At 69.2% G+C, this 25201-nt stretch carries 23 protein-coding genes and 1 tRNA gene; 12 read left to right on the top strand and 12 right to left on the bottom strand.

Annotated features, from left to right (window positions below; all coding sequences use genetic code 11):
• Window positions 1-120 precede the first annotated feature (120 nt).
• Window positions 121-417, bottom strand: coding sequence for a WhiB family transcriptional regulator (locus AB0B90_RS33985; RefSeq protein ID WP_012887233.1), 297 nt, complete (start codon window positions 415-417; stop codon window positions 121-123).
• A 266-nt stretch (window positions 418-683) separates the two neighbouring features.
• Between AB0B90_RS33985 and AB0B90_RS33980 the strand changes: the two genes are divergently transcribed.
• Window positions 684-2969 carry a transglycosylase domain-containing protein gene (locus AB0B90_RS33980; RefSeq protein WP_350942475.1) on the top strand — a complete coding sequence of 762 codons (2286 nt, stop codon included), beginning with the start codon at window positions 684-686 and terminating at the stop codon, window positions 2967-2969.
• A gap of 227 nt (window positions 2970-3196) precedes the next feature.
• Here the strand turns inward: AB0B90_RS33980 and AB0B90_RS33975 are convergent, their stop codons facing one another.
• Window positions 3197-3655: a GatB/YqeY domain-containing protein gene (locus AB0B90_RS33975; RefSeq protein ID WP_350942474.1), complete on the bottom strand. Its 459-nt coding sequence runs from the start codon at window positions 3653-3655 to the stop codon at window positions 3197-3199.
• Between the two features lie 80 nt (window positions 3656-3735).
• On the opposite strand from AB0B90_RS33975, the gene AB0B90_RS33970 reads away from it, so the two are divergent.
• Window positions 3736-4659 (top strand): metallophosphoesterase, encoded by a 924-nt coding sequence (locus AB0B90_RS33970; RefSeq protein ID WP_362926360.1) that lies wholly within the window; start codon window positions 3736-3738, stop codon window positions 4657-4659.
• Window positions 4660-4694: 35 nt separating this feature from the next.
• Window positions 4695-4768: transfer RNA gene (locus AB0B90_RS33965), tRNA-Pro, on the top strand.
• Window positions 4769-5067: 299 nt separating this feature from the next.
• Here AB0B90_RS33965 and AB0B90_RS33960 read toward each other — a convergent pair.
• Together AB0B90_RS33960 and AB0B90_RS33955 are read right to left on the bottom strand one after the other, a co-directional pair.
• Complete coding sequence (locus AB0B90_RS33960; RefSeq protein WP_362926359.1) at window positions 5068-5574, bottom strand: SRPBCC family protein; 507 nt, start codon at window positions 5572-5574, stop codon at window positions 5068-5070.
• Between the two features lie 15 nt (window positions 5575-5589).
• A complete protein-coding gene (locus AB0B90_RS33955) occupies window positions 5590-7161 on the bottom strand; it encodes an aldehyde dehydrogenase (RefSeq protein WP_350942469.1) in 1572 nt (523 codons plus the stop codon).
• A gap of 396 nt (window positions 7162-7557) precedes the next feature.
• Here AB0B90_RS33955 and modA point away from each other — a divergent pair, with 396 nt between their 5' ends.
• From modA to AB0B90_RS33935, 4 genes are all read left to right on the top strand, one after another.
• Window positions 7558-8349 carry a molybdate ABC transporter substrate-binding protein gene (modA, locus tag AB0B90_RS33950; protein WP_362926358.1) on the top strand — a complete coding sequence of 264 codons (792 nt, stop codon included), beginning with the start codon at window positions 7558-7560 and terminating at the stop codon, window positions 8347-8349.
• A gap of 274 nt (window positions 8350-8623) precedes the next feature.
• Window positions 8624-9091, top strand: coding sequence for a hypothetical protein (locus AB0B90_RS33945; protein ID WP_362926357.1), 468 nt, complete (start codon window positions 8624-8626; stop codon window positions 9089-9091).
• Window positions 9092-9227: 136 nt separating this feature from the next.
• Window positions 9228-10553 carry a PLP-dependent cysteine synthase family protein gene (locus AB0B90_RS33940; protein WP_362926356.1) on the top strand — a complete coding sequence of 442 codons (1326 nt, stop codon included), beginning with the start codon at window positions 9228-9230 and terminating at the stop codon, window positions 10551-10553.
• Window positions 10550-11827: an MFS transporter gene (locus AB0B90_RS33935; RefSeq protein ID WP_362926355.1), complete on the top strand. Its 1278-nt coding sequence runs from the start codon at window positions 10550-10552 to the stop codon at window positions 11825-11827. The genes AB0B90_RS33940 and AB0B90_RS33935 overlap by 4 nt, the downstream gene beginning before the upstream one ends.
• Window positions 11828-12092: 265 nt before the next feature.
• Here the strand turns inward: AB0B90_RS33935 and AB0B90_RS33930 are convergent, their stop codons facing one another.
• The 4 genes from AB0B90_RS33930 to AB0B90_RS33915 form a co-directional block, all read right to left on the bottom strand.
• On the bottom strand, window positions 12093-12374 hold the full coding sequence (locus AB0B90_RS33930) for a metal-sensitive transcriptional regulator (RefSeq protein WP_350942464.1): 282 nt from the start codon (window positions 12372-12374) through the stop codon (window positions 12093-12095).
• Between the two features lie 79 nt (window positions 12375-12453).
• Entirely contained in the window at window positions 12454-13122 is a 669-nt protein-coding gene (locus AB0B90_RS33925; protein ID WP_362926354.1) for an isochorismatase family protein, read from the bottom strand.
• 200 nt (window positions 13123-13322) lie between these two features.
• Window positions 13323-14504, bottom strand: coding sequence for an isochorismate synthase DhbC (dhbC, locus tag AB0B90_RS33920; protein WP_350942462.1), 1182 nt, complete (start codon window positions 14502-14504; stop codon window positions 13323-13325).
• Window positions 14505-14555: 51 nt separating this feature from the next.
• A complete protein-coding gene (locus tag AB0B90_RS33915; RefSeq protein ID WP_350942460.1) occupies window positions 14556-15320 on the bottom strand; it encodes a 2,3-dihydro-2,3-dihydroxybenzoate dehydrogenase in 765 nt (254 codons plus the stop codon).
• A gap of 428 nt (window positions 15321-15748) precedes the next feature.
• Between AB0B90_RS33915 and AB0B90_RS33910 the strand changes: the two genes are divergently transcribed.
• Both AB0B90_RS33910 and AB0B90_RS33905 read left to right on the top strand, forming a co-directional pair.
• A complete protein-coding gene (locus AB0B90_RS33910) occupies window positions 15749-16618 on the top strand; it encodes a hypothetical protein (protein ID WP_362903803.1) in 870 nt (289 codons plus the stop codon).
• Between the two features lie 1245 nt (window positions 16619-17863).
• On the top strand, window positions 17864-18616 hold the full coding sequence (locus AB0B90_RS33905; protein WP_350942457.1) for a hypothetical protein: 753 nt from the start codon (window positions 17864-17866) through the stop codon (window positions 18614-18616).
• A gap of 177 nt (window positions 18617-18793) precedes the next feature.
• On the opposite strand, the gene AB0B90_RS33900 is transcribed toward AB0B90_RS33905, so the two are convergent.
• Window positions 18794-19198: a hypothetical protein gene (locus AB0B90_RS33900; protein WP_350942455.1), complete on the bottom strand. Its 405-nt coding sequence runs from the start codon at window positions 19196-19198 to the stop codon at window positions 18794-18796.
• A gap of 319 nt (window positions 19199-19517) precedes the next feature.
• Between AB0B90_RS33900 and AB0B90_RS33895 the strand changes: the two genes are divergently transcribed.
• The gene (locus AB0B90_RS33895; protein WP_350942454.1) at window positions 19518-20402 is read left to right on the top strand and encodes a DUF4429 domain-containing protein; all 885 of its coding nucleotides are present in this window, start codon (window positions 19518-19520) and stop codon (window positions 20400-20402) included.
• 22 nt (window positions 20403-20424) lie between these two features.
• Here the strand turns inward: AB0B90_RS33895 and AB0B90_RS33890 are convergent, their stop codons facing one another.
• Together AB0B90_RS33890 and AB0B90_RS33885 are read right to left on the bottom strand one after the other, a co-directional pair.
• The gene (locus tag AB0B90_RS33890; RefSeq protein WP_350942452.1) at window positions 20425-21150 is read right to left on the bottom strand and encodes an HNH endonuclease family protein; all 726 of its coding nucleotides are present in this window, start codon (window positions 21148-21150) and stop codon (window positions 20425-20427) included.
• A 109-nt stretch (window positions 21151-21259) separates the two neighbouring features.
• Complete coding sequence (locus AB0B90_RS33885; protein WP_350942450.1) at window positions 21260-21928, bottom strand: response regulator; 669 nt, start codon at window positions 21926-21928, stop codon at window positions 21260-21262.
• A 345-nt stretch (window positions 21929-22273) separates the two neighbouring features.
• Here AB0B90_RS33885 and AB0B90_RS33880 point away from each other — a divergent pair, with 345 nt between their 5' ends.
• Window positions 22274-22786, top strand: coding sequence for a hypothetical protein (locus AB0B90_RS33880; RefSeq protein ID WP_362926353.1), 513 nt, complete (start codon window positions 22274-22276; stop codon window positions 22784-22786).
• 172 nt (window positions 22787-22958) lie between these two features.
• Window positions 22959-24182, top strand: a complete 1224-nt coding sequence (locus tag AB0B90_RS33875) for an MFS transporter (protein ID WP_350942446.1) — start codon at window positions 22959-22961, stop codon at window positions 24180-24182.
• A gap of 100 nt (window positions 24183-24282) precedes the next feature.
• On the opposite strand, the gene AB0B90_RS33870 is transcribed toward AB0B90_RS33875, so the two are convergent.
• Complete coding sequence (locus AB0B90_RS33870; protein WP_362926352.1) at window positions 24283-25029, bottom strand: MBL fold metallo-hydrolase; 747 nt, start codon at window positions 25027-25029, stop codon at window positions 24283-24285.
• Between the last annotated feature and the right edge of the window lie 172 nt (window positions 25030-25201).

The raw sequence follows: 25201 nt of genomic DNA, 5'->3' as shown, positions 1-25201 counted from the left end.
CTCCGGGAGGAGGAAACGAGTCAGGGAGCGCGCCCGGCGGCACACTCCCTGACCTTCATACAATCGTTATACGCATGTACGGCCGACGCCCGGCGCCAGCCGTACGGGATCGGCGCGAACTCAGCCGGCGATCAGCTCGTTAGTCCGCTCGTACTCCTCTTTGGCCAACTCCAGCAGGTCCCGCCAGGAGTCGACATCCGGTCGCCGACGCAACAGCGCTCGGCGTTCGCGCTCGGTCATCCCGCCCCACACCCCGAACTCGATGCGATTGTCCAACGCATCGGCGAGGCACTCGGTCCGGACCGGGCATCCTCGGCAGATCAGCTTCGCTCGGTTCTGGGCAGCGCCCTGAACGAACAATGCGTCAGGATCCGCACCCTTACAGGCCGCACGGGAGGTCCAATCCGTGATCCACATTCGACCCCACTCCCCTTTAGGTGGTCAGTCGTGACTTGGGCCGACGGGCGCGGGCGTCAGGCCTCGGTATTCAATTGCTGCAGAAAGAGAACGTACGCAACCAGACGTTCGGGCCGACAGACCCCGGCGGGACCAAATTCTCACATGGTCATCCACGGCCATCTGGCCGGGAATGACTAGTCACCTGCCCGAGATACAGGACAAAGCCAAACTAAGATGGCGTTCCGTTACCGTATGGGTCATCTGCCCGACGTACTCTGGGACTCGTGCAAGCTCAAGGCAAAGACCAGCGGTCTGTGATCGGCGCGATCGGTAACGTGGTGAAGCTGCTCGGCGCGGCGACTGTCACGGGTGTGCTGGTCGCCGCCGTGGCGCTTCCGACGGTGGGTGGCGCGGGGCTGACGGTGAACGCGGCGGCGGACGAGCTACGCCTTCTCCCCGAAGAGCTCCAGGAGCCCCCACTCGCGGAGAAGACCACCCTGCTCGACGCCAACGGCAAGCAGTTCGCCCAGTTCTACTTCGAGAACCGCGAGTCGGTGAAGCTGGACGCGGTCGCCGACGTCATGAAGACGGCGATCGTGGCGATCGAGGACTTCCGGTTCTACGAGCACGGGGCGATCGACCTGGAGGGCACCTTCCGCGCGGCCGTGAAGAACGTCTCCGGCGGCGGGGTCGTCCAGGGCGGCTCCTCCATCACGCAGCAGTACGTCAAGCTCGTGCTGGTCAACGCCGCGGAGAGCAAGGAGGAGCAGGAGGCCGCTATCGCTCCCACGCTCTCCAGGAAGCTCAACGAGCTGCGCTACGCGCTGGCCATCGAGGAGAAGTACACCAAGTCGGAGATCCTTGAGCGCTACCTGAACATCTCCTACTACGGCGCGGGCGCCTACGGCATCCAGGCCGCGTCCAAGCGCTTCTTCAACAAGCCCGCCTCGAAGCTCACCCTGTGGGAGGCGGCCACCCTCGCCGGAGCCGTGCAGAACCCGAGCGTGACCGATCCCAACGCGGGCAAGGCCTCCCGCGACCGGCTGCTGGTTCGGCGCAACACCGTGCTGAACCGGATGGCCGAGCTCGGCAAGATCACGCCGCAGGAGGCGGAGGAGGCCAAGAAGAAGAAGCTCGGCTACAAGAACGTCGAGGCTCCCGGCGGCTGCGAGGAGAGCCCCTACCCGTACTTCTGCCTCTACGTGCGGCATGAGATCGCCACGAACGAGGACTTCGGCAAGACCCGCAAGCAGCGCGAGAGGCTGCTGCAGCGGGGCGGCCTCGTCATCAAGACGACGCTCGACCCGAAGGCGCAGAAGGCCGCGGAGAAGGCGATCAAGCAGTACGTCAAGACCAGCGACAAGCCGGTCGCCTCGCAGGCGATGATCGTCCCCGGCACCGGCGCCGTGAAGGCGATGGCCGCCAGCCGCAAGTTCGGCAGGAACAAGAAGAAGAACGAGATCAGCTACAACCTCGTCGGCGACAGGACGCACGGCGGCGGAGCAGGCTTCCAGGCGGGCTCCACGTTCAAGCCCTTCACCCTGCTGACCGCCCTGGACCAGGGCATGAAGCTGAACGACGGCTTCGGCACCGGTTCCGGCTACAAGGCCCCCAGCAGGAGCGCGTTCCGCGACTGCAAGGGCAACGTGGTCGGCGACACGAACCACGAGGTCAAGAACTCCAGCGAGGGCGGCGGCGGCTTCAAGACCCTGACGACCGGCACCCTGGGCTCGGTGAACACCTTCTTCATGCGCCTGTCGCAGGAGGTCGGCCTCTGCGACACGGTCAAGATGGCCAAGAGCCTGGGCATCAAGCGTGCCGACGGCGAGCCGCTGAAGGAGTTCGAGACCTTCACCCTCGGCATCAACGAGATGGACCCGGTGACGGTCTCCGCCGCCTACGCGACGATCGCCGCCCGCGGCACCTACTGCACCCCGATGGTGATCACCGAGAGCACCGACCGCGACGGCAAGAAGACCTCCTACAAGCCCAAGTGCAAGCAGGTCCTCGACGAGGAGGTCGCCGACGCGGCCACCCACATCATGTCCGGGGTCTTCACCAAGGGCACGATGACCGAGGTCGGCGGCATCGGCCGGCCGGCGGCGGGCAAGACCGGCACCACCGACGCCTACACCGCCGCCTGGTTCGCCGGGTTCACCCCCGATCTCGCCTCCGCGGTCAGCCTCGGCGACCCGCGCGGCGCCTTCAAGCACGACCTGACCGGCGTGACCATCGGCGGGCGCTACTACAGCTACGTGTACGGCGCCTCGATCTCCGGGCGGATCTGGAAGAACTCCATGCTCGGCGCGCTCAAGGGGGTCGAGGCGACTCCCTTCACCCCGGTGAACATGTCGCGCTTCGGCGGCTGTTCCGCCGGCCGGTGCGAGCCCAAGCCTCCGCCGAAGCGCGACGGTGACGGCCCCGGAGACGGCCCCGGAGACCGCCGGGGTGACAACCGGGGCGACAACGGCAACGGCCCGTTCAGGCCGGGCGGCGACGGCCGGGAGGTCAACGGAGGTGACCCGTTCGGTCCGTTCGGCGGCGCCCCGGTCGCCCCGGTCGTCCCGTAGTAACGCCCTCGAAGCCCCGCCGTCCCGTTAGGCGGCCTCAAAACCGTCGGAGCCCTGCTCGCCGGATCTCCGAGAGGTCCGGCGAGCAGGGCTCTCGCCGCGTGGGCCCCGCACCGGGGCCCGCACCCCTCGTTCGGGGCGAACCGGTTGTCGCCGGTGCGGCCCCGCACCCGGATCAGCCGGGCAGCCGCGGTGGCAGGGCCGCTCAGCTCCGCCGGATCGTCAGGTCAGGACGCCGCCAGGCGGGCCCGTACGGCCTGCGCGACGCGACCGCCCTCGGCGCGTCCGGCGACCTTCGGGTTCACGATCTTCATGACCTGCCCCATGGCCTGCGGCCCGGTGGCGCCGCTCTCGGCGACGGCCTCGTCCACGAGCCCGGCGAGCTCCTCGTCGGACAACTGCGCGGGCAGGTACGCCTCAAGCACGGCCTGCTCGTCGACCTCGGCCTGGGCCTGCTCCACCCGGCCGGCACCGCTGAACGCCTCGGCCGCCTCGCGGCGCTTCTTCGCCTCCTTGGCCAGCACCTTGACGATCTCGTCGTCACTGAGCTCGCGTGCCGTCTTGCCCGAGACCTCCTCGACGTTCACGGCCGCGAGGGCCATGCGAATCGTGCGGGTGCGGATCTCGTCCCTGCTCTTCATGGAGGCCGTGAGATCGGCCTTCAGCTTGTCCTTCAATGCGCTCATGATGTCCATCTTGCCGCCTCACCAGCCCCGCCGTATCCCGAGTTTCCGTTCGAGGGCTCGATCTCGGGCATGATGAGAAGGTGAGGAAAGCAGCCGCGGTGCCCCTGTCCCTGTTCGGCGTCGGCCTGGCCGGCCTCGCGTACGCCTCGGTCGTCGAGCGCAACGCGTTCCGGCTGCGCCGCTTCGACGTGCCCGTTCTGGAGCCGGGACAGCGGCCGGTGCGCATCCTCCACCTGTCCGACCTGCACCTCACCCCCGGCAGGCGGAGGCTGATCGAGTGGGTGCGCTCGCTCGGCGCCCTCAACCCCGACCTGGTGGTCAACACCGGCGACTCCATCGCGCACCCCGACGCGGTCGCGCCTCTCATGCACGCCCTGGAGCCCCTGCTGTCACGCCCGGGCCTGTTCGTCTACGGCTCCAACGACATGTACGAGCCGCGGCCGAAGAACCCGGCGCGCTACCTCTGGCGCACCTCCAAGGCCGACTACGGGCAGAAGATCCCCAACCTCCCCTGGGAGGAGCTGGGCGCCGCGATGGCCGCCGAGGGCTGGCTGGACGTGAACAACACCACCGCCCGCCTCAAGGTCGGCGATCTCGACGTGGCGGTGGGCGGCATCCACGACTCCCACATCAACCTCGACCGCTACGACCTGATCGCCGGCCCCGCCCCGGCGGCGGCCGACCTGCGCCTGGGCGTGATGCACTCGCCGGAGCCCCGCAACCTGACCCGTTTCGCCGCCGACGGCTACCAGCTGCTGCTCGCCGGGCACACCCACGGCGGTCAGCTCTGCGTCCCCTTCTACGGCGCGCTGGTCACCAACTGCGGCATCGACCGGGCCCGGGTCAAGGGCATGAGCCGCCACGACTCCGCCTACCTGCACGTCTCCGCCGGTCTCGGCACCAGCCCCTACGCCCCGGCGCGTTTCTCCTGCTATCCCGAGGCGAGCCTCCTCACCCTGGTGCCCCGTCGCCGTGGCGACGCAAGCACCCACGAAGTCCGCTAGACTTTCCCAAGCACGAGCAAGTCCGGACGTGCGACCGGGGTGTGGCGCAGCTTGGTAGCGCGCTTCGTTCGGGACGAAGAGGCCGCAGGTTCAAATCCTGTCACCCCGACGTTGAATGTCCCGAAGCGAGAGCCTGGTCACCAGAAATGGTGACCAGGCTTTTTGCTTGTGAACCCCGGTCGGGTCGCGAAAGCGAGTGACCATCTGGCGAAATTTCCCCCATTCGCCTATTTCGTCAAGCAATGACCGCTTTGTCGATCAGTTCCCGCTGATCTCCGGGCCCGACGGGTGCCCCGCCTTCGTCGCCCCACCGATGACGGTGCTTCGGAACACCGGCGTGGCGACGAACGCGAAGGCCCGTCCCCGGGCCGAAGCGTTCGGAGCTCCGGGGATCCGGGACTCCGGAGGTCACCGAACCGCGTCGTCCGTGATCCCTTCCGGTACGAAGCCCTCCGGCAGGTCCCGCAGGTGGTGACCGCCGGCCGTGACACGCACCGGGCCTCCGACGGCGAACATGATCTGGTGGGCACTGCGGATCAGCACCCGCCCGACGGCCGAGTCGATCGCCCCCGCGAAGTGGGGAACACTCGTGCTGTAGTTCACGTCGAACACGACCTCGCAGCCCTCGGGCAGGTCCGTGCTCGTCCACACCCCCCTGAGGTGCTGGAAATCCCCGCTGACCTGCTCGAACTCGATGCGGTACGGCTGCGAGCCGTCTCCGGGCCCCTGGCTGCGCTGCACCCACCGCGCCGTACCTCCGCGGAAGGCCAGCACCCACTGGCGGAGCCCGTCGCCGGTGTCGGAGACGGAGACGATGTCACGGGCGTACGCGGGGAATGTCGCCTCGTCGCCGAGCCGTTCGATCACCTCGGCCGCCGTCGCCGGCACCGTGGCCTTCAGAATGCGAGATGTCATGACGCATGCTCCTTCTCAGTCCGCCGGGCGGATGACGCTGACACCCTGCAGGCGGGTGGTGCGCAGCATGGGGTGGCTCGCCTCTCCGAAGGCACCGCCGGTGAGACCGGGCCCGCCCTGGTTGGGCAGGAAGGGCAGGAAGCCACTGTGCGAATCATTGATCTTCAGGTTGCCGCCGTTGACGACCCCCTCCAGGAACCGCTCGATCGTCGAGGTCCCGGTCGACCAGACGGAGTTACGCAGGCCGTACGCGTTGGTGTTCACGAAGGCCAGCACCTCCTCCAGGAGAGCCTCGTCATCCGTCCCGGCGTCGGGGACGATGATCGGCAGAAGCGGGAAGAAGGTCTCGTCGCGGACCACCGAGAGCGATCTGGCGTTGCCGAGCCCGTCGACACGGACGATGCTCGGCTCGACGAAGAACCCCGTCTCGGACGGTGATCCGTCCACTTCGAGGCGGCGGCCACCGTGGACGAGCTTCGCACCTTTGGAAAGGGCCTCCCCCAGGCAGCCGAAGAACCAGTCGACCCCCAGAACCGGGGTGAGCACCACACCGGCCTCGTCCGGGTATCCCGGCTGGATCCTCCGGGTGGCCACGACCAGCCGCTCGATGATCTCGTCCGCGATCGCCGGATGGACGACCACCTGGTTGGGCACGTTGCAGATCTGTCCGGAGTTCATGAAGAACTGGGTGAGGGTCTCCACCGTGGCGTCCAGGTCGGCGTCGTGCCACACCACGCAGCAGTCGTTGCCCGCGAGCTCCAGGATCGGCTTCTTGCCCGCGGCGATGCACTCGCCCTCGAACTCGAGCCCCTTCTTGCTGCCCCCGAAATAGAGGATGTCGTCGACGTGCTCGCTCGCCATCCAGGCGTCGAGCATGGGCGGCCCGCAGAGGGCGTTGATCGTTCCCGGCGGGGCTCCCGCCTCTTCGAGCACCGGCGCCACGATCTCCCGCATCGCGTACATGCAGCTGAGAGCGACCCCCCGCGGTGCGCGTACCACCACGGTGTTGCCCGCGATGAGGGAGGTGAGGCCGTTCAGCGCGTTGACCGCCGCGGCGTTCTGGGGTGGGTTGATGCAGACGACCCCGTCCGGAACGCGACGCAGGATCATCTCACGGTCGCCGTCCCAACGGCGGAACTCCATCTGCTCGGCGCACCATTCGAGGGTCTCCCGGCTCCAGCTGGTGTACGGGAGCCCGCCGATCATGCCTTGGGCCGCGGAGCGCGGCGTGCCCTCGGCGACGAGGATCTCGACGAGGGGGTCGAGGTGCTCAAGAATTCTTTTCGCGATGCGGCGTCCGATCTCGATTCGCTCGCCGAGCGGAACGCGCCTCCATTGCGGCGCGGCGGCGGCGGCCGATTCCAGGGCGAGGGTCGTCATGCTCTCGTCGGCGACGACGCACGCCCCCACGACACGTTCCCCCGCGGTGTGCGAATCGGTGATTCCCAGATCGAGATCACGCTTGAGCCCCAGGGTGGGGAAGGTGTCCTCGATAAGGGCCCGAGCGGCGAGCGTGTGAACAAGCTGGGCGTTCTCGCCGGTGACATCTCGGCCGCAGATGTAAGCGGGATATATCCCAAATTTCACATTTCCTCCTTCGCTCGATATGACCACGGCTGATATTCACGCTATGTGCGGCAATACCAGTGGAGCAATGGGCGTGCCATAAGGGCTTCTTATGAAGCCCAAGAGCCATTTCTTATGGAGTTCGGGCCGACCGGAGGCCGGACCGCTGTGCACCGAGCAGGGCGTCGCCCCCCAAGGGGGAACGCAGGGCCCCTCCACTCGCCACCCCGCCGATCCGTCCGCCCCGTCCGTCCGGTGCTGCTCCGACGACATGGATGACCCTCGCACATGCGATGGAGAAGGGGTCAATAGCGCATGACTGCCAGGAGATTTAGCCATTGGAGCAGGAATATGCGAAGGTAGTGTGGTTGTTCACGATGTCTCGGCTCAGCACGGTGAGCCGGTAAGGAGCCCCCGTTGTTCAGGCGTCTTCCCCGGTGGGCCGTCGCGGTCCCCCTCGCCCTCACGCTGGCCTCCGTCCTGTCCGGCTGCGGCTCCGACGCCCCGGCCCCCACCACGGCCTCCTCCGGCGACGGGACCACGACGTTGACGGTGCTCGCCGCCGCGTCGCTGACCGGCACGTTCACCGAGCTGGGCAAGACCTTCGAAGCCGCGAACCCAGGCACCACGGTGCGCTTCAGCTTCGGCTCCAGCGCCACCCTGGCCCAGCAGATCGTCGCGGGCGCCCCTGCCGACGTCTTCGCCGCCGCCAGCCCGGCCACGATGAAGACCGTCACCGACGCCTCCCTGGCCACGACCCCGACCACCTTCGCGCGCAACGTCCTCCAGATCGCCGTCCCGGCCGACAACCCGGCCAAGGTCGACGATCTGGCCGACCTGGCCGACCCGAAGGTCAAGGTCGCCCTCTGCGCCGAACAGGTGCCCTGCGGCGCCGCCGCGGTCAAGGCCCTGGACGCGGCCGGCCTCAAGGTCACCCCCGTCACCCTGGAGCAGGACGTCAAGGCCACCCTCACCAAGGTCGAACTCGGCGAGGTCGACGCCGCCCTCGTCTACAGGACCGACGTCATCGCCTCCGGCGGCAAGGTCCAGGGCATCGACTTCCCCGAGGCCGAAAAAGCGATCAACGACTACCCGATCGCGGCCCTGTCCGGCGCACCCGCCCCCGAGGCGGCGAAGCGCTTCGTCGACCTCGTACTGTCACAGCAGGGCAAGGACGCACTGACCAAGGCCGGTTTCCAAGCCCCCTGACCGCTGCCACGACACCCTCCGTGACGCGACGTCCCCGCGCCCATCCGTACACGAAACCATGCGCGGGACGCGTGTCCAGCGCCTCGCCCGCCCCGTCGAGGACCTCCACCTCGATCCCGGCCATCGCGAGGTCGGCGAAGCGGATCCACCGAGATACCTCACACCGGCATCACCGGCCCCTCTGCCCCCATAACTACCCATCTAGCACCCTTTAGCGACATAAAGTAACCCCCCGGAGTCATGCGACCGCAGACGGTAATGTACGTTTGTGGTCATGATCGTGTCGATGCGGCGAGTCGCGCAGCGCGGAGGCGTCACCCTCGCGCTGGGACTGGCCGCGCTCGGCGCCGTCATATTGATGCATCTGGCACTGTGCGTCGTGGCCCCCGCGCACCGGGGGCACTTCCACGCCCCCGGCCATCGGTCACCGGCCACCGCGACCACGGCCACGACCACCGCCGCGGGACCCATCACCGCGATCGGCGCGGAGGTGCCCGCGGATCACGTACCGTGCCCGGCGCCACCACCCACCGAGGAGGATCACCACCTGTGCGGGGCGGCGGCCGGAGCGCAGATCACCGGTACGCGCGCCCCGGTGCCGACCGGCCCGGTCATCGGTGACCCGGTGGCCGTCGACGAGGCCCCGGCACCCCCGCCGTCGCCCGCGTGGCGCCGCGCGCGACCGGTCCGCCCGCCCCCGGGCGCGGTGTTACTCCTTCTCAAATCCGTTTCCCGTATATAGCCCGCCCCGCGGGCCCGCCGGTCAACGACTCCGCACTCCTCACGAGGCTCCTCGCGAGTTCCTCATGAGCGGTGGAGCCGTCGCTCAAGCGTGCCCAGAAGCGAGTTGATCACATCGCATCCAGGGGAAACAGATCATGACATACACACTTAATTCACCACAGGTAGCGGCCGAACGGCCGCAGATCGACACCGCCTCACTCGGCCGGCTGATCACCGGAGCCACCTGCCACACTCCCGAGCACGTGGTCGGCAACACCCCCGTGCTCTGGGTTCCCGAGATCGCCTCGGGGCTGGGGCACGGATTCTGGGCGAAGTTGGAGGGCGGCAATCCCGGTGGGATCAAGGACCGCTCCGCGCTCTACATCGTCGAGCGGGCGCGCGAGCGCGGCCTGCTGCGACCGGGAGCACCCATCGTGGAGTCCACCAGCGGGACCTTCGGGCTGGGCCTGGCGCTGGCCGGCATCGTGCACGGCCACCCGGTGACGCTGGTGACCGACCCGGGCATGGAACCGCTGATGCACCGGTTGCTGTCGGCCTACGGGGCCCGCGTCGTCGTCGTCACCGAACCGCATCCGGTGGGCGGCTGGCAGCAGGCCCGTCGGCAGCGCGTGCGGGAACTGCTCGGCGAGCACCCGGACGCCTACTGCCCCGACCAGTACACCAACCCCGACAACGTCGCCGCCTACGCGGGACTCGCCGTCGAACTGGCCGGTCAGCTCGGGCGGATCGACGTCCTGGTGTGCAGTGTGGGCACCGGTGGTCACAGCGCCGGCGTTCATCGCGCGCTCCGGCGCTTCTATCCCGACCTGCGGCTCGTCGGCGTCGACACGATCGGCTCGACCATCTTCGGCCAGCCCGCGCGCTCGCGGCTCATGCGCGGCCTGGGCAGCAGCATCCACCCGCGCAACGTGGCGTACCAGGCCTTCGGGGAGGTCCACTGGGTCGCGCCCGCGGAGGCGGTCTGGGCCTGCCGGCGCCTGGCCTCGCTGCGGTACGCCACCGGCGGCTGGAGCGTCGGCGCGGTGGCCCTGGTGGCGTCCTGGCTCGCCCGCACGCTGCCCGGATACACCCGGATAGCGGCGATCTTCCCCGACGGTCCGCACCGCTACTTCGACACGGTCTTCAACGACGACTACTGCGCGGAACGCGGCCTGCTCTGCGCGCCCCCGACGACGGACCCCGACGAGATCGCCCATCCGGCCGAACGCGAGGTGACGCGCTGGACGCGATGCGCGACCGTACCCGACCCGGCCGGCTTCCCGAGAGACGGCGACGCCTTCCGGAAAGACGGCGACGTCTCCCTGGAAAAGGACGCGTCCCTGGAAAAGGGGGTCGCCTTCCCCGAAGACGGTGCCGGCTTCCCGGGGGACGGCGTCGTGGAAACGTCGCCGGCCGCCGCGGAAGACGGCGCCCGCGCCGAAACCGCCGGGGAGACGACCGGGAAAGGTGGCCTCCGGTGAGCGGCACCGTCGCTCTGGCCCGCTCCTTCGACCGGCCGGTGAGACTGCTACTGATCAACCAGCTCACCATCAACACCGGCTTCTACATGCTGATGCCCTATCTGGCCGGTCACCTGTCGGGAACGCTGGCGCTGCCGGCCGCACTGGTCGGCCTGGTCCTGGGCATCCGCAACCTCAGCCAGCAGGGCATGTTCCTGGTGGGCGGCACCCTCGCCGACAGGCTCGGCCACAAGCCCATGATCGTCGCGGGCTGCGGGCTGCGCACGGTCGCGTTCCTGCTGCTCGCCGTGGCCGACTCCCTGCCCGCGCTGGTGGTCGCCTCGGCCCTGACCGGGTTCGCCGGCGCGCTGTTCAACCCGGCCGTACGGGCCTACCTCGCCCGCGAGGCCGGAGCGCGCAAGGTCGAGGCGTTCGCCGTGTTCAACGCCTTCTCCCAGGTCGGCATCCTGATCGGACCGCTCGTCGGCCTGCTGCTCAACGCGGTGGCCTTCAGGCTCGTCTGCCTGGTCGCGGGCGTGATGTTCGCGGTCCTGACGGTCGCGCAGACGCGAGCCCTGCCCGCGGGAGCCGCTCCGGAGGGCGAGGAGGGGCGAGGCGTGCTGCCGGCCTGGCGCGAGGTGGTCGGTGACCGGCCGTTCCTGCTGTTCTCCCTGGCCATGATCGGCTCCTACGTGCTGAACTTCCAGATCTACCTGGGGCTGCCGCTGGAGATCCGCCGGGCCACGGGCGGTGAGCTGGGAATCACCCTCGTGTTCGCCGTCTCGGCGGTGATGACCCTGGCGGGCCAGGCCCGTCTCACCGCGTGGGCGACCCGGCGGTGGCGACCGCCGCAGGCCATCGCGTGGGGCCTGGTCCTGATGGGACTCGCCTTCGTCCCCCTCGCCCTGGCGGCACCCTGGGCGGGCACCGCCGTCGTGCCGCCCGGCGGAACCGCCCTGATGCTCGCGCTCGTCCCCGTCCTGGGGACCACGGTGCTGCTCAGCCTGGCCACCATGATCATCTATCCGTTCGAGATGGCGACCGTCGCCACCTTCGGAGGCCGGCACATGGTGGGGACGTACTACGGGCTCTACAGCACCCTGGCCGGCATCGGCATCGCCGTGGGCAACCTGCTCACCGGGTCGGCCCTGGATCTGGGCACGCGGGTCGGCCTGCCGAGCCTGCCGTGGCTGGTCCTGGCACTGATCGGCCTCGGCTGCGCCACGGCCGTCGCCGTTCTGGATCGATCGGGGCGCCTGGCGACCACGCCGAGGGCCGCTCCGGCGACGGCGTGAGGCGGCAAAGGCCGGTCCGGCCCTGACGATCTGCGGGGGCGGGGGCGGAGCATCTCACCGAGACTCCGCGCTTGCCCGTCCCCGCCGGTCGTCCGGGGTCGGCGTTCGGTCGCGGCGGACAGCGTCACGGCCAGGAGGGATCGTCCGGCACACGCGTCCGGCCTGTTCGGCCTTCCACCCACCGGCGCCGCCCATCACCACGCGCTCAGGAACGGTGCCGCCCATCAGGGCATGCTCAAGAACGGCGCCGTCCATCACGACTCGCTCAGGAACGGACGAGGCGGGCGATCGCGTCGGACGCCTCCCTCACCTTCTCCTCGGCCTCGGCTCCGCCCTTGGCGGTGGCCTCGGCCACGCAGTGCGCCAGGTGCTCCTCCAGCAGGGACAGCGCGAAGGACTGCAGCGCCCGGTTGGCCGCCGACACCTGGGTGAGGATGTCGATGCAGTACTTGTCCTCCTCGACCATCCGCTGCAGGCCCCGCACCTGCCCCTCGATCCGACGTAGCCGCCGCACATGGTCCTGCTTGTTGGCGGTGTATCCGTACATCTCGCCCCCTCCGCTCGGCTTCCCCTGCGAAAGGATACCCCCCGCTAGTATTCAAGGCAGCCTCGCCGACCGTGCCCGCCTACATGCCGCCGACCATCTCGGCGGGCGGCGGCACCGGCTCCCACCCGCCCACCAGCCCACGGGTGGCGATCGTGACCGCGCAGCGTTGCGCGGCGTACGTGAGGGCCATGGCGTGATGTTCCGGAGAGAAGTCGGCGACGGCATCGGCGACGAGGAACGGCTGAAGGTCCTGCATGAAGGCGTCGCAGGCGGTCATGAGGCAGCCGATGTGCGCGTAGACACCGCAGACGATGATCTGGTCGCGTCCCATCGCGTCCATCCGGGTCCGCAGGTCGGTCCGGTGGAAGGCGCTGTAGCGCCACTTGGTGAGCAGGATGTCGGACTCTGCGGGAAGGAGGCTCGCGACGATCTCGCTCTCGCGAGGACCGGGGATGCCCGCCCCCCAGAAGTCCTGGAGCAGGCCGCGCTCGTTCCTGCTCTGACCGCCGGGCTGCACCGAGTAGACGACGGGAACCCCCCGCTCCGCGCAGGCGTCGCGCAGGAGACCGATGTTGGCGATGAGCCCGGTCAGCGGAGAGGCGTCGGCGGCGAAGGGGGCGAGGAAGTAGTTCTGCATGTCGTGGACCAGCAGGATGGCGCGGCGCGGATCAGGACGCCAGCTCACCCGGTTCTCGGGCAGGTCGTTCTCCCTCGGCAGCGGGTAGGAGGCGATCTGGGGGAGGGCCACGGGCACTGTCTCCTTTCCTCGGTTTTCGTGGGGTTTCCTGCGGCTTCTCGGCAGTTTTTTCTGCGGCTCCTCTGCGGTGCCGGAACCTTCTCGCGGTGGCGGACCGCCTCCCGCGACGGTGAACCTCCTCCGTGACGGCGAGTCGTCTCCCCGTGGCGGACCATCGCCCGTGACGGCGGATCGTTTCCCGTGCCGGCGGGTCAGCGGTCCTGGTCCAGGCCGACGGCGCGGAGCATGGTCTGGAACTTGGCGGTCGTCTCGGCGAGCTCGGTCTCCGGTACCGACCCCGCGACGATCCCCGCGCCCGCGAACAGCCTCAGGGTCTGGTCGGCGACCTCGGCGCAGCGGATGGTCACGACCCATTCGCCGTCGCCCGTCACGTCCCCCCACCCGACCAGGCCGGTGTACAGACCGCGGTCGAACGACTCGATCTCCTCGATCGCCTCACGCGCGGCGCTCGCGGGCGTGCCGCAGACGGCGGGGGTGGGGTGCAGCACGGTGGCCAGTTCCAGCGAGGTGACCGTCGGGTCGTCCAGCACGCCGGTGATCCGGGTCGACAGGTGCCACATGGAGGCGGTGGACAGCGGCGAGGGCCCGGCGGGGACGGACAACTTCCTGCAGTACGGGCGCAGTGCCTCCACGATGCTCTCGATCACCAGGGCGTGCTCGCGAAGGTCCTTGTCCGAGGCGAGCAGAGCGCGGGCCCGTTCGCGGTCGACGACGGGGTCGGGGTGGCGGGGCGCGGACCCCGCGAGCGGGTTCGTCGTGATCCGGCGGCCTGAGCGGGAGACGAGGAGTTCGGGACTGGCTCCCAGGAGGGTACGGGCCGTGTCGTCGCTCGACGGCAGGTCGACCGCGTAACCGTAGGCCTGTGGGTCGCGCCGGACGAGGTTGCGCAGGATGCGGCCGACGTCGACGGGCGCGCCCATGGTGATGTCCAGGGTCCGGGCCAGCACGATTTTCTGGAGCTCTCCGGCGGTCAGCTTGACCAGCGCCTTCTCCACACCGCGCATGTAGTCGTCGGAATCGGAGACCGGACCGACCCCGGTGAACGTTCCCGTGACCTGCTCGGGGGCGGCGGAGAGGCCGGTCGGCGGACTCGTCCAGCAGACGGTGGCGGGCACCAGCAGGCGCGCGGGACGGTCGTCGCGGAAGGGAACCGCGCCCACCACCACGGGATTGGGGTGACCGGAATCCCGTGCGTCGCGCAGGGCCGAGGCGACGCGCCCCTGCAGGCTCGTCGTCCCGGAGTCGGGGACCTCCTGGACCACCCCTCTGGCGAGCAGGGTCCTGGTCGGCGAGGTGAAGAAGAAGGTGCCGGGCTCGTAATCTCCCAGAAGGTCGGGCGTTCGAGACATGGTGCTGGTGTCGTTCGACGACATGGCTAAGAGGTCTCCTGTCGGGAGAAATCCAGGAACGGGGGGTGTGCCGTACTACGACCGGAGCGTGGCGCCCCCGTCGACGTACAGGTCCTGCATGGTGATGTGCCTGGCACGGTCGGAGGCCAGGAAGAGGACGGCGTCCGCGATGTCGGCGGGATCGGCCAGCCTGCCGAGGGGGATGCCCACCCGGAAACTGGCCGGCGAACCGTCGATGACCGTCCTGGCGTCGTGGCCGCCGGCCCACAGGGCACGCTGCATGGGAGTGTCGGTGGAGCCGGGCGACACCACGTTGCAGCGAATGCCGTACTGCGCCAGCTCCAGGCCGAGGCACTTGGTGAACTGCGCGGCCGCGGCCTTGGAGGCGGCGTAGGCCGACATGTTGGTCCGGGGCACGCCCGCGGCGTTGGACCCCACGGTGACGATCGCCCCGGATCTGCGGGGGATCATCCGGCGGGCGACCGCGCGGGACAGGTGGAAGACTCCGCCGGTGTTGACGGCGAACGTGCGAGCCCAGTCGTCGTCGCTGATGGCGACGGCGGGTCCCGAGCAGAGCACCCCCGCGACGTTGACGAGCAGCTCGATCGGGCCGAGATCGGCCTCGACCCGCGCGACCACGTCGTCGACGGCGGCGCTGTCGGTGACCTGGCAGGGGTAGGCGACCGCGACGCCGAGGTCGGCGGCGACCCGCGCGACCCGCTCGGCGTTCACGTCGAGCGCGGCGACACGTGTGCCCGTCGCCGTCAGGGCTCGCACCACGGCCTCGCCGATGCCCTGTGCCGCACCGGTGACCACGGCCACCGCGCCTTCCATCACCATGCCTTCACCGTCTCTCGCCATCTCTCGCCGTGTCTCGTCGTTCGCTCGCGCTCCCGTCGCCCTCGCCACGGTCCGCCTGTGTCGGTAGGCAGGCTAGCTCCATCACTTTAGGTCGCGCAGCAAAAACTTATAGTTACTTTTCACAGATCAGGAGGACATCCCGGAGGTTAGTGGGACCACTCCGGACTGCGGGACACTGCGAGCAAGGGAACCCCGGGCGGGCGATTCGTCCCCCTATGACGGTTTTTCGAGGAGAGCCGGTCTCCACTGCTCCCGCCCAGGTGAAGGGCGGATTCGACGCGTTTACAGATAGTCAACGTCGCGTCAATCGCCATGACCTAACATCATTCTTCGTGACAAGCCAGGATATTTCAGAGCGACAGGCATATATCCCCCCTGCGCCTCCCGCCGAAACCTCCGCAGAGCCCGTGGAACCCACGGAGGAGGAGGGCAGCGGCGTGCTGGCGATGATCGAGCGCATCGGCTCGATCATCGTCCCGATCGGCGTCGCGTTCTACGCCGTCCTCTACCTCGGCGTCGAGCAGATGTACGGCGTGTTCGGCATCAGCCCCCAGCAGGCGGGAATCGACCAGTCCGTCCTGCTCGGCCGGTTGATGGGGACGCTGATCCTGCTTCTGCTCTTCATCGCGCCGCTCCTCGGCCTCGTCGTCGGGGTGGGCTGGATCGCCGACAAGATGACCCTCGGCGCGGTCGGAAAAGTCATGACGGCCGTACGGAGCCGCCCCTGGGTGGCCGCCCTGATCGCCGCGCTGTGGTGTGGCGCGACCTACTGGGGTCTGCTGAACCTCGTGGGCGACCTCGACATCGCCGTCATGGTCGTCGTCGCGGTGGGGCTGGGCGTGCTGACGTTCCTGGTGCCGTTCCGGCTGCTGCGCCGCAAGCCCGTCGGCCGCGCCGGCCTGAAGGTGCTCACCGGCGCCCTCACGGGCATCGGCCTGGGATTCCTGCTGATCCTGCAGATGACCATGGGCGCGATCGAGATGCAGGAGACGGGACGGGCCAACGACCTCCTCCCCTACGTCGGCTTCCAGGACCAGTGGGCCGTCATCAAGAACGCCGACGACAACAAGCCCCTCTACGACGGCCGGTGGATGATGCTGCTCGGCGAGAGCCAGGGCACCTATGTCTTCTACGACTGCGACAAGCTGGAGACCTTCCGGCGCCCGATCGACGGCACGCTCCTCGGCAACGTCCAGCTGCAGCCGGACCGCGAGCCGGGCTACAAGTGCGGCACGCTCGCCGAGCAGGGAGAGGCGCAGGCGAGCGAGGGTCAGTAGACACGACCGGCGGACACGACCGGGAGGGCGTCCACCGGTTCACCCACGACACCTGTCGGCGGCGGGATCCGGCACTTCCGGTCCCGCCGCCGGGGACGGCACGACGCACGTCACTGATTTTGGCCCGAATAATCATCTCAAAAATCATTACGGGCAACAAAAATGCCTCGACTCGGATATACGAATCGAGAGAGCACCATCTGCCGCGACCGTACGACGGGGAATCCAGCAACCTGGACATATCCCCGCCATTGACGAATCCGTTTAAACCTTCTTAACGAGGGTCGCGCTTTGCCATGTCGATCATCGGGTAACTCCTGCTTGCCGCCATCGTCGCGGTTCAAGCAATCCGATCTCCTGAAATCACAAAAGACATGGAATGCGATGACTTTTAGCGGTAGAAGACGGGCTCAAAACATTAATTCCAGCCAACACGCTCGAAACCGGTCCGTCGCGACAACAGCAATCGGCGCCATTCTGGCACTTTCCTGCCAGGCACCGGCCGGCGCCGTGACCGACACCACGGGAGTCGTTCTCCTCAGCACGCGAGCCGCGGGTAGCGAGACCGTCCCGGTCGGGAGGACGATCGGCGCGCCCGGGGGCGCGAGCTTCTCCCTGATCGGAACCCTCGGGCGGGAAGACTGCAAGTGCCGTGGACAGAACTGCGTGTGTGACCGCGATCGTCCCGGCAAGAATCGGGGCAGCGGAAAGGGCAGGAGCGGCCGGGACCGCGGAAAGAAATCGTCGAGTCTCGAACTGCCGTCGGAATCGGCGATCCCGGCGAATCCCGCTAAAGAAAATCCCGCCAAAACGGATCTTCCAGATGTTCCACGCGATCCGCTCGGCCTACCCGGTCCGGCCAAACCCGCGGGGCCCGCGAAACCAGCGGAACCTGCCAAATCAGCGGGACCCGCGAAACCAGCAGGACCCGCGAAACCAGCAGGACCCGCGAAACCGGCGGAACCTGCCAAATCGGCGGGACCCGCGAAACCGGCAGGACCCGCGAAACCAGCGGGATCCACGGACACGGCAGGCCTGGCGAATCCGGCAGGGCCCGCGATTCTGGTCGGCCCCGCAGGCCCGGCCGGCCCGGCAGGCCCCAAGGGAGTTCCCGGTCCCGCAGGACCGACAGGAGCGACGGGTCCGAAGGGCGACACCGGTGCCCCCGGCCTTCCTGGGGCACCGGGCCCGGCGGGCGCGATGGGACCCGCGGGCGCGACGGGTGCCACCGGTCCTGTGGGACCGATGGGACCCGCGGGACCGATCGGCCCCCAGGGCCCGGACGGGCTCACCGGCCCGATCGGCCCGGAAGGACCCGAGGGTCCGGCAGGTCCCCAGGGACTCGCGGGACCGGTAGGGCCGATCGGCCCGGAAGGGCCGGTGGGGCCGATCGGCCCTGAAGGACCCGCGGGGCCGATCGGCCCCGAAGGACCGGTCGGCCTCGTCGGGCCGATGGGCCCGGAAGGTCCGGTCGGCGCCCCCGGGCCCGCGGGTGCGGACGGCGCTCCGGGACCCGTCGGTCCGGCCGGCGAACCCGGCGCCACCGGACCGGTGGGACCGACCGGCGCCACCGGAGCCGCGGGCGAGCCTGGAGCACCTGGCCCGGAGGGACCCGCGGGACCGATCGGCCCCGGGGCACCGACCTCCGCCGTCTCGGTGTCGTACCTGCTTTTCGAACCGATCACCGCGTCGGTCAGGAACGACAGGACGGCACAACTCCGCGATCCGCGCACGACTCCGCTCTGGCACGATCTTTCGAAGATCCCCGGTCATCCCACCGACGTGGTGGACGTCGCGACGACGATCCTCCATGACGGCGCCCTTCCGTACCTTCACCTCACGGTCCAGAGTTCGTCCGGTCAGGTCGCCCGGACGAAGTGTCTTCTCGGGCGGCCGGTTCCCCGGACGGGAGGCTTCTTCGCTCCGGGAACACCTCATGGACCTCCCGCCTACCCCGCGAACTGCGCCAAGTTCACCGACGAGACACCGCCGCTCTGAACCTCGCCGAGTTCCGAGCCTGACAAATGAAAAAATGTCGTCAAAAGAGAATGCCGCACCCGGCACCGGCCGGGCGCGGCATTCTCCATGTCGAATCCCTCGAACGATGTCGAATCCCTCGAACGCGCACGGCCTCCCGCGCCCCACGATCACCCGGCCCTCGGGCCGTGCGGCGCGTCAGTTTCGGGCGAGGACCAGACGCGAGGGGTCTTCTCCCGGCAACGGGACGCGGAGGCGACGCCTGGCGGCGACCATCCGGCATCCGGCGACGCACGCGTTCGTGCCCAGCGCGACGATCGTGAACAGGCCGAGGCGGAGCAGGTCCTGCCTGCCGAAGCTGAGCTCCCCGGCACCGTTGACCAGGAATCCGGTGCCGAAGAACCACGCCATGACGGCCGTCGCCAGCGCGACCCCGGCCCGGACCCCGCGGGCGGCGTAGGCGCACACGGCGATCGCCATGATCAGTACGCGGCCGGCGGTCTCCGCCGGAGCGAGGAGCAGCGAGGCGGTCGCGGCCGTGGCGACGACGGTGACGAACCCCCCGGCGAGCGAGAACCCCACCGGTTCGATCCCGGACTTCACACCTACCCCCTTCGTATAGCGGACATTTGTTGCTGAACAGGCATTTACCGAGGGGTGGACTCCGCCCCTCCATGAAATCCCGGGAAATGCCCGAACGCCAATGTCAGTATCTTTTCTTCACCCTTTCCCGACGTTCCTTTACGCCGTTCTCGGCCCCGGCGGGCGCCCGCCGGAAGCCTCTTCGCGGCGACAAGGCGCACCCGGGTGGAGAGTCCGAAGACGACCGGAGCTCTCGTGCCGGGACGACGGAGAACCGGTCCGGGATGACTCAACCCACTCGATCGCGAGCCCCCCGTGACCTTTGCCATACGATCGCCGTATGGCGGAGGTCATGGTGCGCGACGGAACCTGGACGTTCGACGGCGAGATCCTGCGGATCGTGCCCGGCCACGACCGGAGTGTGAAGAAACTGCGACAGCTGCTGGGAGAGGTGCGGGTGCCGCTGGAGGCGGTGGCCGGCATCGCGTACGAAACCGGCAAGAAGGGCGGCAGGCTGCGACTGCGCCTGCGGGAGGGCGCCGACCCGTTCAGTCAGGCGACGCGCGGGCGGATCGCCGACAACGCCGACCCCTACCAGCTGGTCGTCGACGCCAACCGCACCGGCGCCGCCGAGTATTTCGTCACCGAGGTACGCAACGCACTGGTGATCGAGCAGGTGCCGGACGGCCCCTCGGAGCGCTACCTCATGCCCGGCCCCGAACTCCCCGTGGTGGTCCCGGCCGGCGACGGCACGGCCACGTTCGACGGCGAGTCGATCCGTCTCGAATGGAACTGGGCCGCGGAGGGGGTCAAGAAGTCGGCGGGTTCCCAGCGGTTCGCGCTGAAGGACCTGAACGGCGTGGAGTGGTTCCCGGCCACGGGCATGGAGAACGGCTGCCTGCGTTTCCATGTGAAGGGCACGGCACCCCACAATTTCGCTCCCAAGCATGACCCGAACTGCCTGCTCCTGTGGGGATTCGACAAGGAGATCCGCACCACGGCCCTGCTCGTCGCCGCCGTTCTCGCCAGGCTGCCGCACCCCTCGGGCGCCCACCCGCCTCCCGCCGAACCCCTCTCGATCGAGGCCGCCACGGCACCCGCCGCCGACGACGACCCGGACTCGCTCCTGCGCCGCCTGCGCGAGCTCGGCGACCTGCACAGGGACGGCATCCTCACCGACGAGGAGTTCACCACCGCCAAGCAGGCCCTGATCCGCCGCTTCTGACCTCGGGGCGGTCGAGCGGAGGTCACCTGCACCGGGCGAGCATGACCTTCTTGTCCGCGCGGGTGACCGGCAGGTCGTATTTCACGGCGACCTGGGCGAAGCGGACGACGTAGGCGCAGCGGACCCCGCGTACGGGAGGGAGCCAGGACGCCGGTCCCGAGCCGCCCTTCGCCTCGTTGGCGGCGCCGTACACCGGGATGAGGTTGAGCGGGTCGTTGGCGATGCGCTTGCGCTTGGACATCGGCCAGCGGGAGGCTCCCATCCGCCACCCGTAGGAGAGCGGGACCACGTGGTCGACCTGGATCTCGTCGGAGCGCTTCTTGGTCCAGCGGACGATCCGGCCGGTGTAGGGGTCGCGCAGCCTCATGGAGACGACCACGCAGTCGGATCCTCGGCGGTAGCGCACGTCCTCGCCGTCACGGGCCAGCAGGTCGTCGCGGGTACGGCAGCCGTTGCGCGCGTACGGCACCCCTTTGGCGGTGTCGGCCCAGTTCTCGCCGAACCTGGCCCTGCTGTAGCCGGCTTTGGAGCCCATCGGCCTGACCTTGAGTCTGCCGATCAGCCTGACGGCGGCTCCCCGATCCCCGGCCGATCTGACGGGCGCCAGGCCGGGACGCACGCCGTCCGGATTGTCCAGTGGCGCGACCCGGGCGGGCGCGGCCCTCGCACGCGTGTCCTCGCCCTGCGTCGACAGTGAGAAGAGCACCGCGGCGCCGAGCATCACGGTGACCACCCCCCGCGTGCTCAACCATGCCTCCAGAAAGGGTCTACGGACTCACGCCTGACCGATTCCCGGTCATCTCATGGTTGACACGGGGGTGTCCGCTGGTTGAGACCGGCTCCGGCGAAGGGGCAGGTCAGGGCTGGAAGCGGTAACCCATGCCCGGTTCGGTGAGCAGGTGGACCGGGTGGGCGGGGTCGCGCTCCAGTTTCTTGCGCATCTGGGCCATGTACTGGCGAAGGTAGTGGGTCTCCTTGCCGTAGGCGGCGCCCCAGACGTCGTTCAGCAGACGGCGCTGGGTGATCAGCTTGCCGGGGTTACGGGCCAGGATCTCCAGCAGGCGCCACTCGGTGGGGGTCAGCCGTACGCCGCCGGAGACGGTCTTGCCCGCCAGGTCCACCTCGTGCTCGCCGATCACGAACCGGGCCGGTTCCTCCTCGGTGGCGGAGACCCGGCGCGCCACCGCGCGGATCCTGGCGAGCAGTTCGTCGACGCCGAACGGCTTGATGACGTAGTCGTCCGCGCCCGCGTCCAGGGCCTCCACCTTGTCACGGCTCTCGGCCCTGCCGGACAGCACGATGATCGGGACATTCGTCCAGCCGCGCAGCCCGTGGATGACGTCCACCCCGTCCATGTCGGGCAGGCCGAGATCGAGCACGACCAGGTCGGGGTGCCAGTCGGCGGCCTGGCGCAGGGCGGCGGCGCCGTCGTCGGCCACGGCCACCTCGTACCGGCGCGCGGCCAGGTTGATGCGCAGCGCCCGCAGGAGCTGGGGCTCGTCGTCGACGACGAGGATGCGCGTCACGGGGTCCTCCTCGGTCGAGACCAGGCTACGGTGGCGGCTCCCCGGCCGATCAGGTGCCCCGGTGAACGGAACCGCTACGTGCCGTTGGGCCGGGGAGCGGTCGAGCACCGTGAAGTCCGGCCAGGAGCGGCCCGGTGGGTACGCGGCGAAAAGCCGCGTTCTGCGCTATTAATGGTGATATCGAGGCAAATGTCGATATCGGTGGCACCTTCAGGAAGCCTGTCCGTCATATTCTCCGACGCCCATCGGGATCCGATGAATAATCCCGCTCGTCGAGGGCAGCAAGGGCTACCACAACAGCCCAAGTCTGAGGTGAGGTCACACATGATAGCGCTGGGACTTCTCTTGATCGTAGTCGCGGGTGCGGCCGTGATCGCGGTCTCCTGGGACGAGACCACGACATCGACCGCCACCGCTTCGTTCACGGTCTTCGACCGCCTGTTCCAGCTGTCCCAGCTGGAGCTCTTCTTCGCGGGTGTCGCCACGGGAGCGGTTTTCCTGCTCGGCCTGGGGATGCTGTTCGCGGGTATGCGACGCTCGGCCGCGCACCGCCGCAGGCTCCGTGCCTCGCGGATCGAGGCGCGTGACCGGGTCACCCGCCTGGAGGAGGAGAAGCGGGAGCTGGAGCGCAAGCTCGAAGAGGCTCCCAAGACTCCGGCGACCGCCGCGACCGCCACGACCCCGGTGGCCGCCTCCGCCGCTCCCGCGACCGCCACGACCCCCGTGGTCGACCGCGACCGCGACGGCGTCGACGACCGTGTCGAGGACACCGCACCCCACCCCCGGGTCGACGTGCCCCGTCAGGCCTCCACCGACCAGCTCGTGGCCGGTCGTCACGGGCGCTCGGACCACCGCTAAGCGCCACGCCTTCCCCCAGCCGGTGCGACCCTCGGGTCACACCGGCTGAGGCATGCCCGGACCCCCTTCGCCGCCCTCCGGAGCGCGGGGCGACCGGTCGGGGGAAGGCGGATCCCGGCTCTTCACGACCCCGCCCGTATTGATAAAACCCCCAAAAAGTAATATTCGCCCCATGACACCACGGTCTAGGGCGATTTTCTTCTGGGCCACCGGTGTACTCGCCTACATCGTCGCCGTCTTCCACCGGCAGTCGCTGGGTGTGGCGGGCATCGAGGCGGCGGCGAGGCTCGACGTCGGCGCGGCGGGACTCTCGATCCTGGCCATGTGCCAGTTGCTGGTCTACGCGGGCATGCAGGTGCCCGTGGGAGTGCTCGTCGATCGGCTCGGTTCCAAGCGGATGCTGATCGTGGGGGCCCTGGTGATGGCCGGCGGCGAGCTCGTCTTCGCCCTCGCGGAAGGACTGCTACCGGGGATCGCCGGGCGGACGCTGATCGGGTGCGGGGACGCGATGACGTTCATCAGCGTGATCAGGCTGGTCCGCCTCTCCTTCCCCGCCCACCGCAACCCGCTGATGGTCCAGCTCACCGGCCTGCTCGGCCAGCTGGGCGCGATCGCCTCCGCGGTGCCCCTCATCCACTCCCTGCACACCTACGGCTGGACGCCGACCTTCCTGATCGCCGCCGTCGTAGGCGTGGTCTCGGCGTTCCTGCTGATCACGGTCCTGCGCGACACCCTCCCCCAGGTCGTGGGGGAGCCGCCGAGCCTGAAGGCGGCCTGGGCGGAACCGGGCACCCGGCTGGGCATGTGGACCCATGCGGCCACCCAGTGCTCGGCCGCGGCCTTCCTGCTGCTGTGGGGATATCCGTTCCTGGTCCAGGGGCAGGGGCTCACCCCCTCGACGGCGGGGGTGCTGCTCACCACGCTGACCCTGTGCGGCATGGTGTGCGGGCCGCTGCTCGGCTATCTCGCCGGACGGTTCCCCTTCCACCGCTCCCGGATGGTGTTCGTCGTGATCGGCACCACCGCGGGGACGTGGACCGTCGTACTGCTCTGGCCGGGACGGGCACCACTCTGGCTGCTGGTCGTGCTCATGGCGGTGCTGGCGGCCAACGGGCCGGGGTCGATGATCGGCTTCGACTACGCCAGGACCTTCAACCCGGCCACCCGGATCGGCGCGGCCACCGGCATCGTGAACGGCGGCGGTTTCGTCGCGTCCATACTGGTGATCGCCCTGATCGGGGTCACCCTCGACCTCAGGGGCGACAACGGCCTGGACGCCTTCCGCTGGGCCCTCGCCACGCAGTACCCGATCTGGGCACTGGGCGCCTTCCAGGTCATCCGCTACCGGCGCAAGGCACGCCGCAACCTGCTCGCGGCTCCCCGGACGAACCCCTGACCACCTGCCCGGTACGGCGAAGATCGCTCCTCTCGTGCTCGTCCTCCCCCGGCGCCTCCGGTGCGGACCGACCTTCCGAAGGGCCGGGGAAGGGCTGGGTTCAGGCGATCCTGGTGAAGGGCTCGGCGAAGTGGGCGGTGCCGATCATCCCGCCCGCCGCCCTGACCTTGTCGAGCAGTTCCACCCGCGTGAGGGTGGCGAGCTCGGGATCGGCGTCGTAGAGGTAGGGCACTCGCGGGTCCTCCAGTTGCACCGGATGCAGCACCACGTCGCCGGTCAGCACCAGATCGCCGACCTGGACGACCTGGTGGCCCGGGGTGTGCCCCGGCGTGAGCAGCACCCGGATGCCGGGCAGCACCTCCGCCCCGCCGGCCACCGCCTGCACCCGATCGCCCAGCGGCCGGACGACGCGGTCGAGGACCTCCTCGCCCGCCGCGTCGATCTCGGCGCGCTGCAGGAGGTGCCGGGCGTTGGCGAAGACCGGCGCCCCCGCGACCACCGCGCCGCTCGCGTGGTCGCTGTGCAGGTGCGTGATGACCACGGCGTCCACCTCCTCGGGAGCCGTCCCCACCCGGGCCAGCTCCGCGCCCAGGGAGCCCGGCACCGGCGCCCAGCCCGCCGCGAGCGAGTCACGGGGGCCGATGCCGGTGTCGACCAGCACCGTACGGCCCGCCGCGTCGCGCAGCAGATAGCAGTGGAAGTGCAGGATCCACTCGTCCGACCCGCCGTGGCGGCCGCCGGGGAACATCTGCGCCATCGGGCGCCGGATCGACTCGCCCATCGCCCCCACCGCGTCACACAGCGGGAACACCTCGACCCCGGCAACCGTTATAGACCGATGTAGCATCCGCTCTCCTGTTCGGGATGAGGCAACGGTGCTACCGTGATACCGGGCGTGACGCACCGCTGGCTAGGCCGCGTGCGATGATCCGCCCCCGTTTCTCGCTTTTCTCTCTCACCGCCCCTGTCTCAGGCGTGCGGTCCCCGTCTCATGCATCTCCCGTATCTCCCGTGAAAGG

This window comes from Streptosporangium sp. NPDC049078 (assembly GCF_040648855.1).
In the GTDB taxonomy this organism is placed as follows: Bacteria; Actinomycetota; Actinomycetes; order Streptosporangiales; family Streptosporangiaceae; genus Streptosporangium.
The sequence above is the reverse complement of the archived record's forward strand: the minus strand, read 5'-3'. Positions and strand labels throughout refer to the sequence as shown.

Coding starts and splice junctions, on each gene's coding strand:
- AB0B90_RS33985 (WP_012887233.1), bottom strand. CDS start 417: ATGTGGATCACGGATTGGACCTCCCGTGCGGCCTGTAAGGGTGCGGAT.
- AB0B90_RS33975 (WP_350942474.1), bottom strand. CDS start 3,655: ATGAGCGCATTGAAGGACAAGCTGAAGGCCGATCTCACGGCCTCCATG.
- AB0B90_RS33960 (WP_362926359.1), bottom strand. CDS start 5,574: ATGACATCTCGCATTCTGAAGGCCACGGTGCCGGCGACGGCGGCCGAG.
- AB0B90_RS33945 (WP_362926357.1), top strand. CDS start 8,624: ATGATCGTGTCGATGCGGCGAGTCGCGCAGCGCGGAGGCGTCACCCTC.
- AB0B90_RS33940 (WP_362926356.1), top strand. CDS start 9,228: ATGACATACACACTTAATTCACCACAGGTAGCGGCCGAACGGCCGCAG.
- AB0B90_RS33930 (WP_350942464.1), bottom strand. CDS start 12,374: ATGTACGGATACACCGCCAACAAGCAGGACCATGTGCGGCGGCTACGT.
- dhbC (WP_350942462.1), bottom strand. CDS start 14,504: ATGTCGTCGAACGACACCAGCACCATGTCTCGAACGCCCGACCTTCTG.
- AB0B90_RS33915 (WP_350942460.1), bottom strand. CDS start 15,320: ATGGTGATGGAAGGCGCGGTGGCCGTGGTCACCGGTGCGGCACAGGGC.
- AB0B90_RS33905 (WP_350942457.1), top strand. CDS start 17,864: ATGGGACCCGCGGGACCGATCGGCCCCCAGGGCCCGGACGGGCTCACC.
- AB0B90_RS33895 (WP_350942454.1), top strand. CDS start 19,518: ATGGCGGAGGTCATGGTGCGCGACGGAACCTGGACGTTCGACGGCGAG.
- AB0B90_RS33875 (WP_350942446.1), top strand. CDS start 22,959: ATGACACCACGGTCTAGGGCGATTTTCTTCTGGGCCACCGGTGTACTC.
- AB0B90_RS33870 (WP_362926352.1), bottom strand. CDS start 25,029: ATGCTACATCGGTCTATAACGGTTGCCGGGGTCGAGGTGTTCCCGCTG.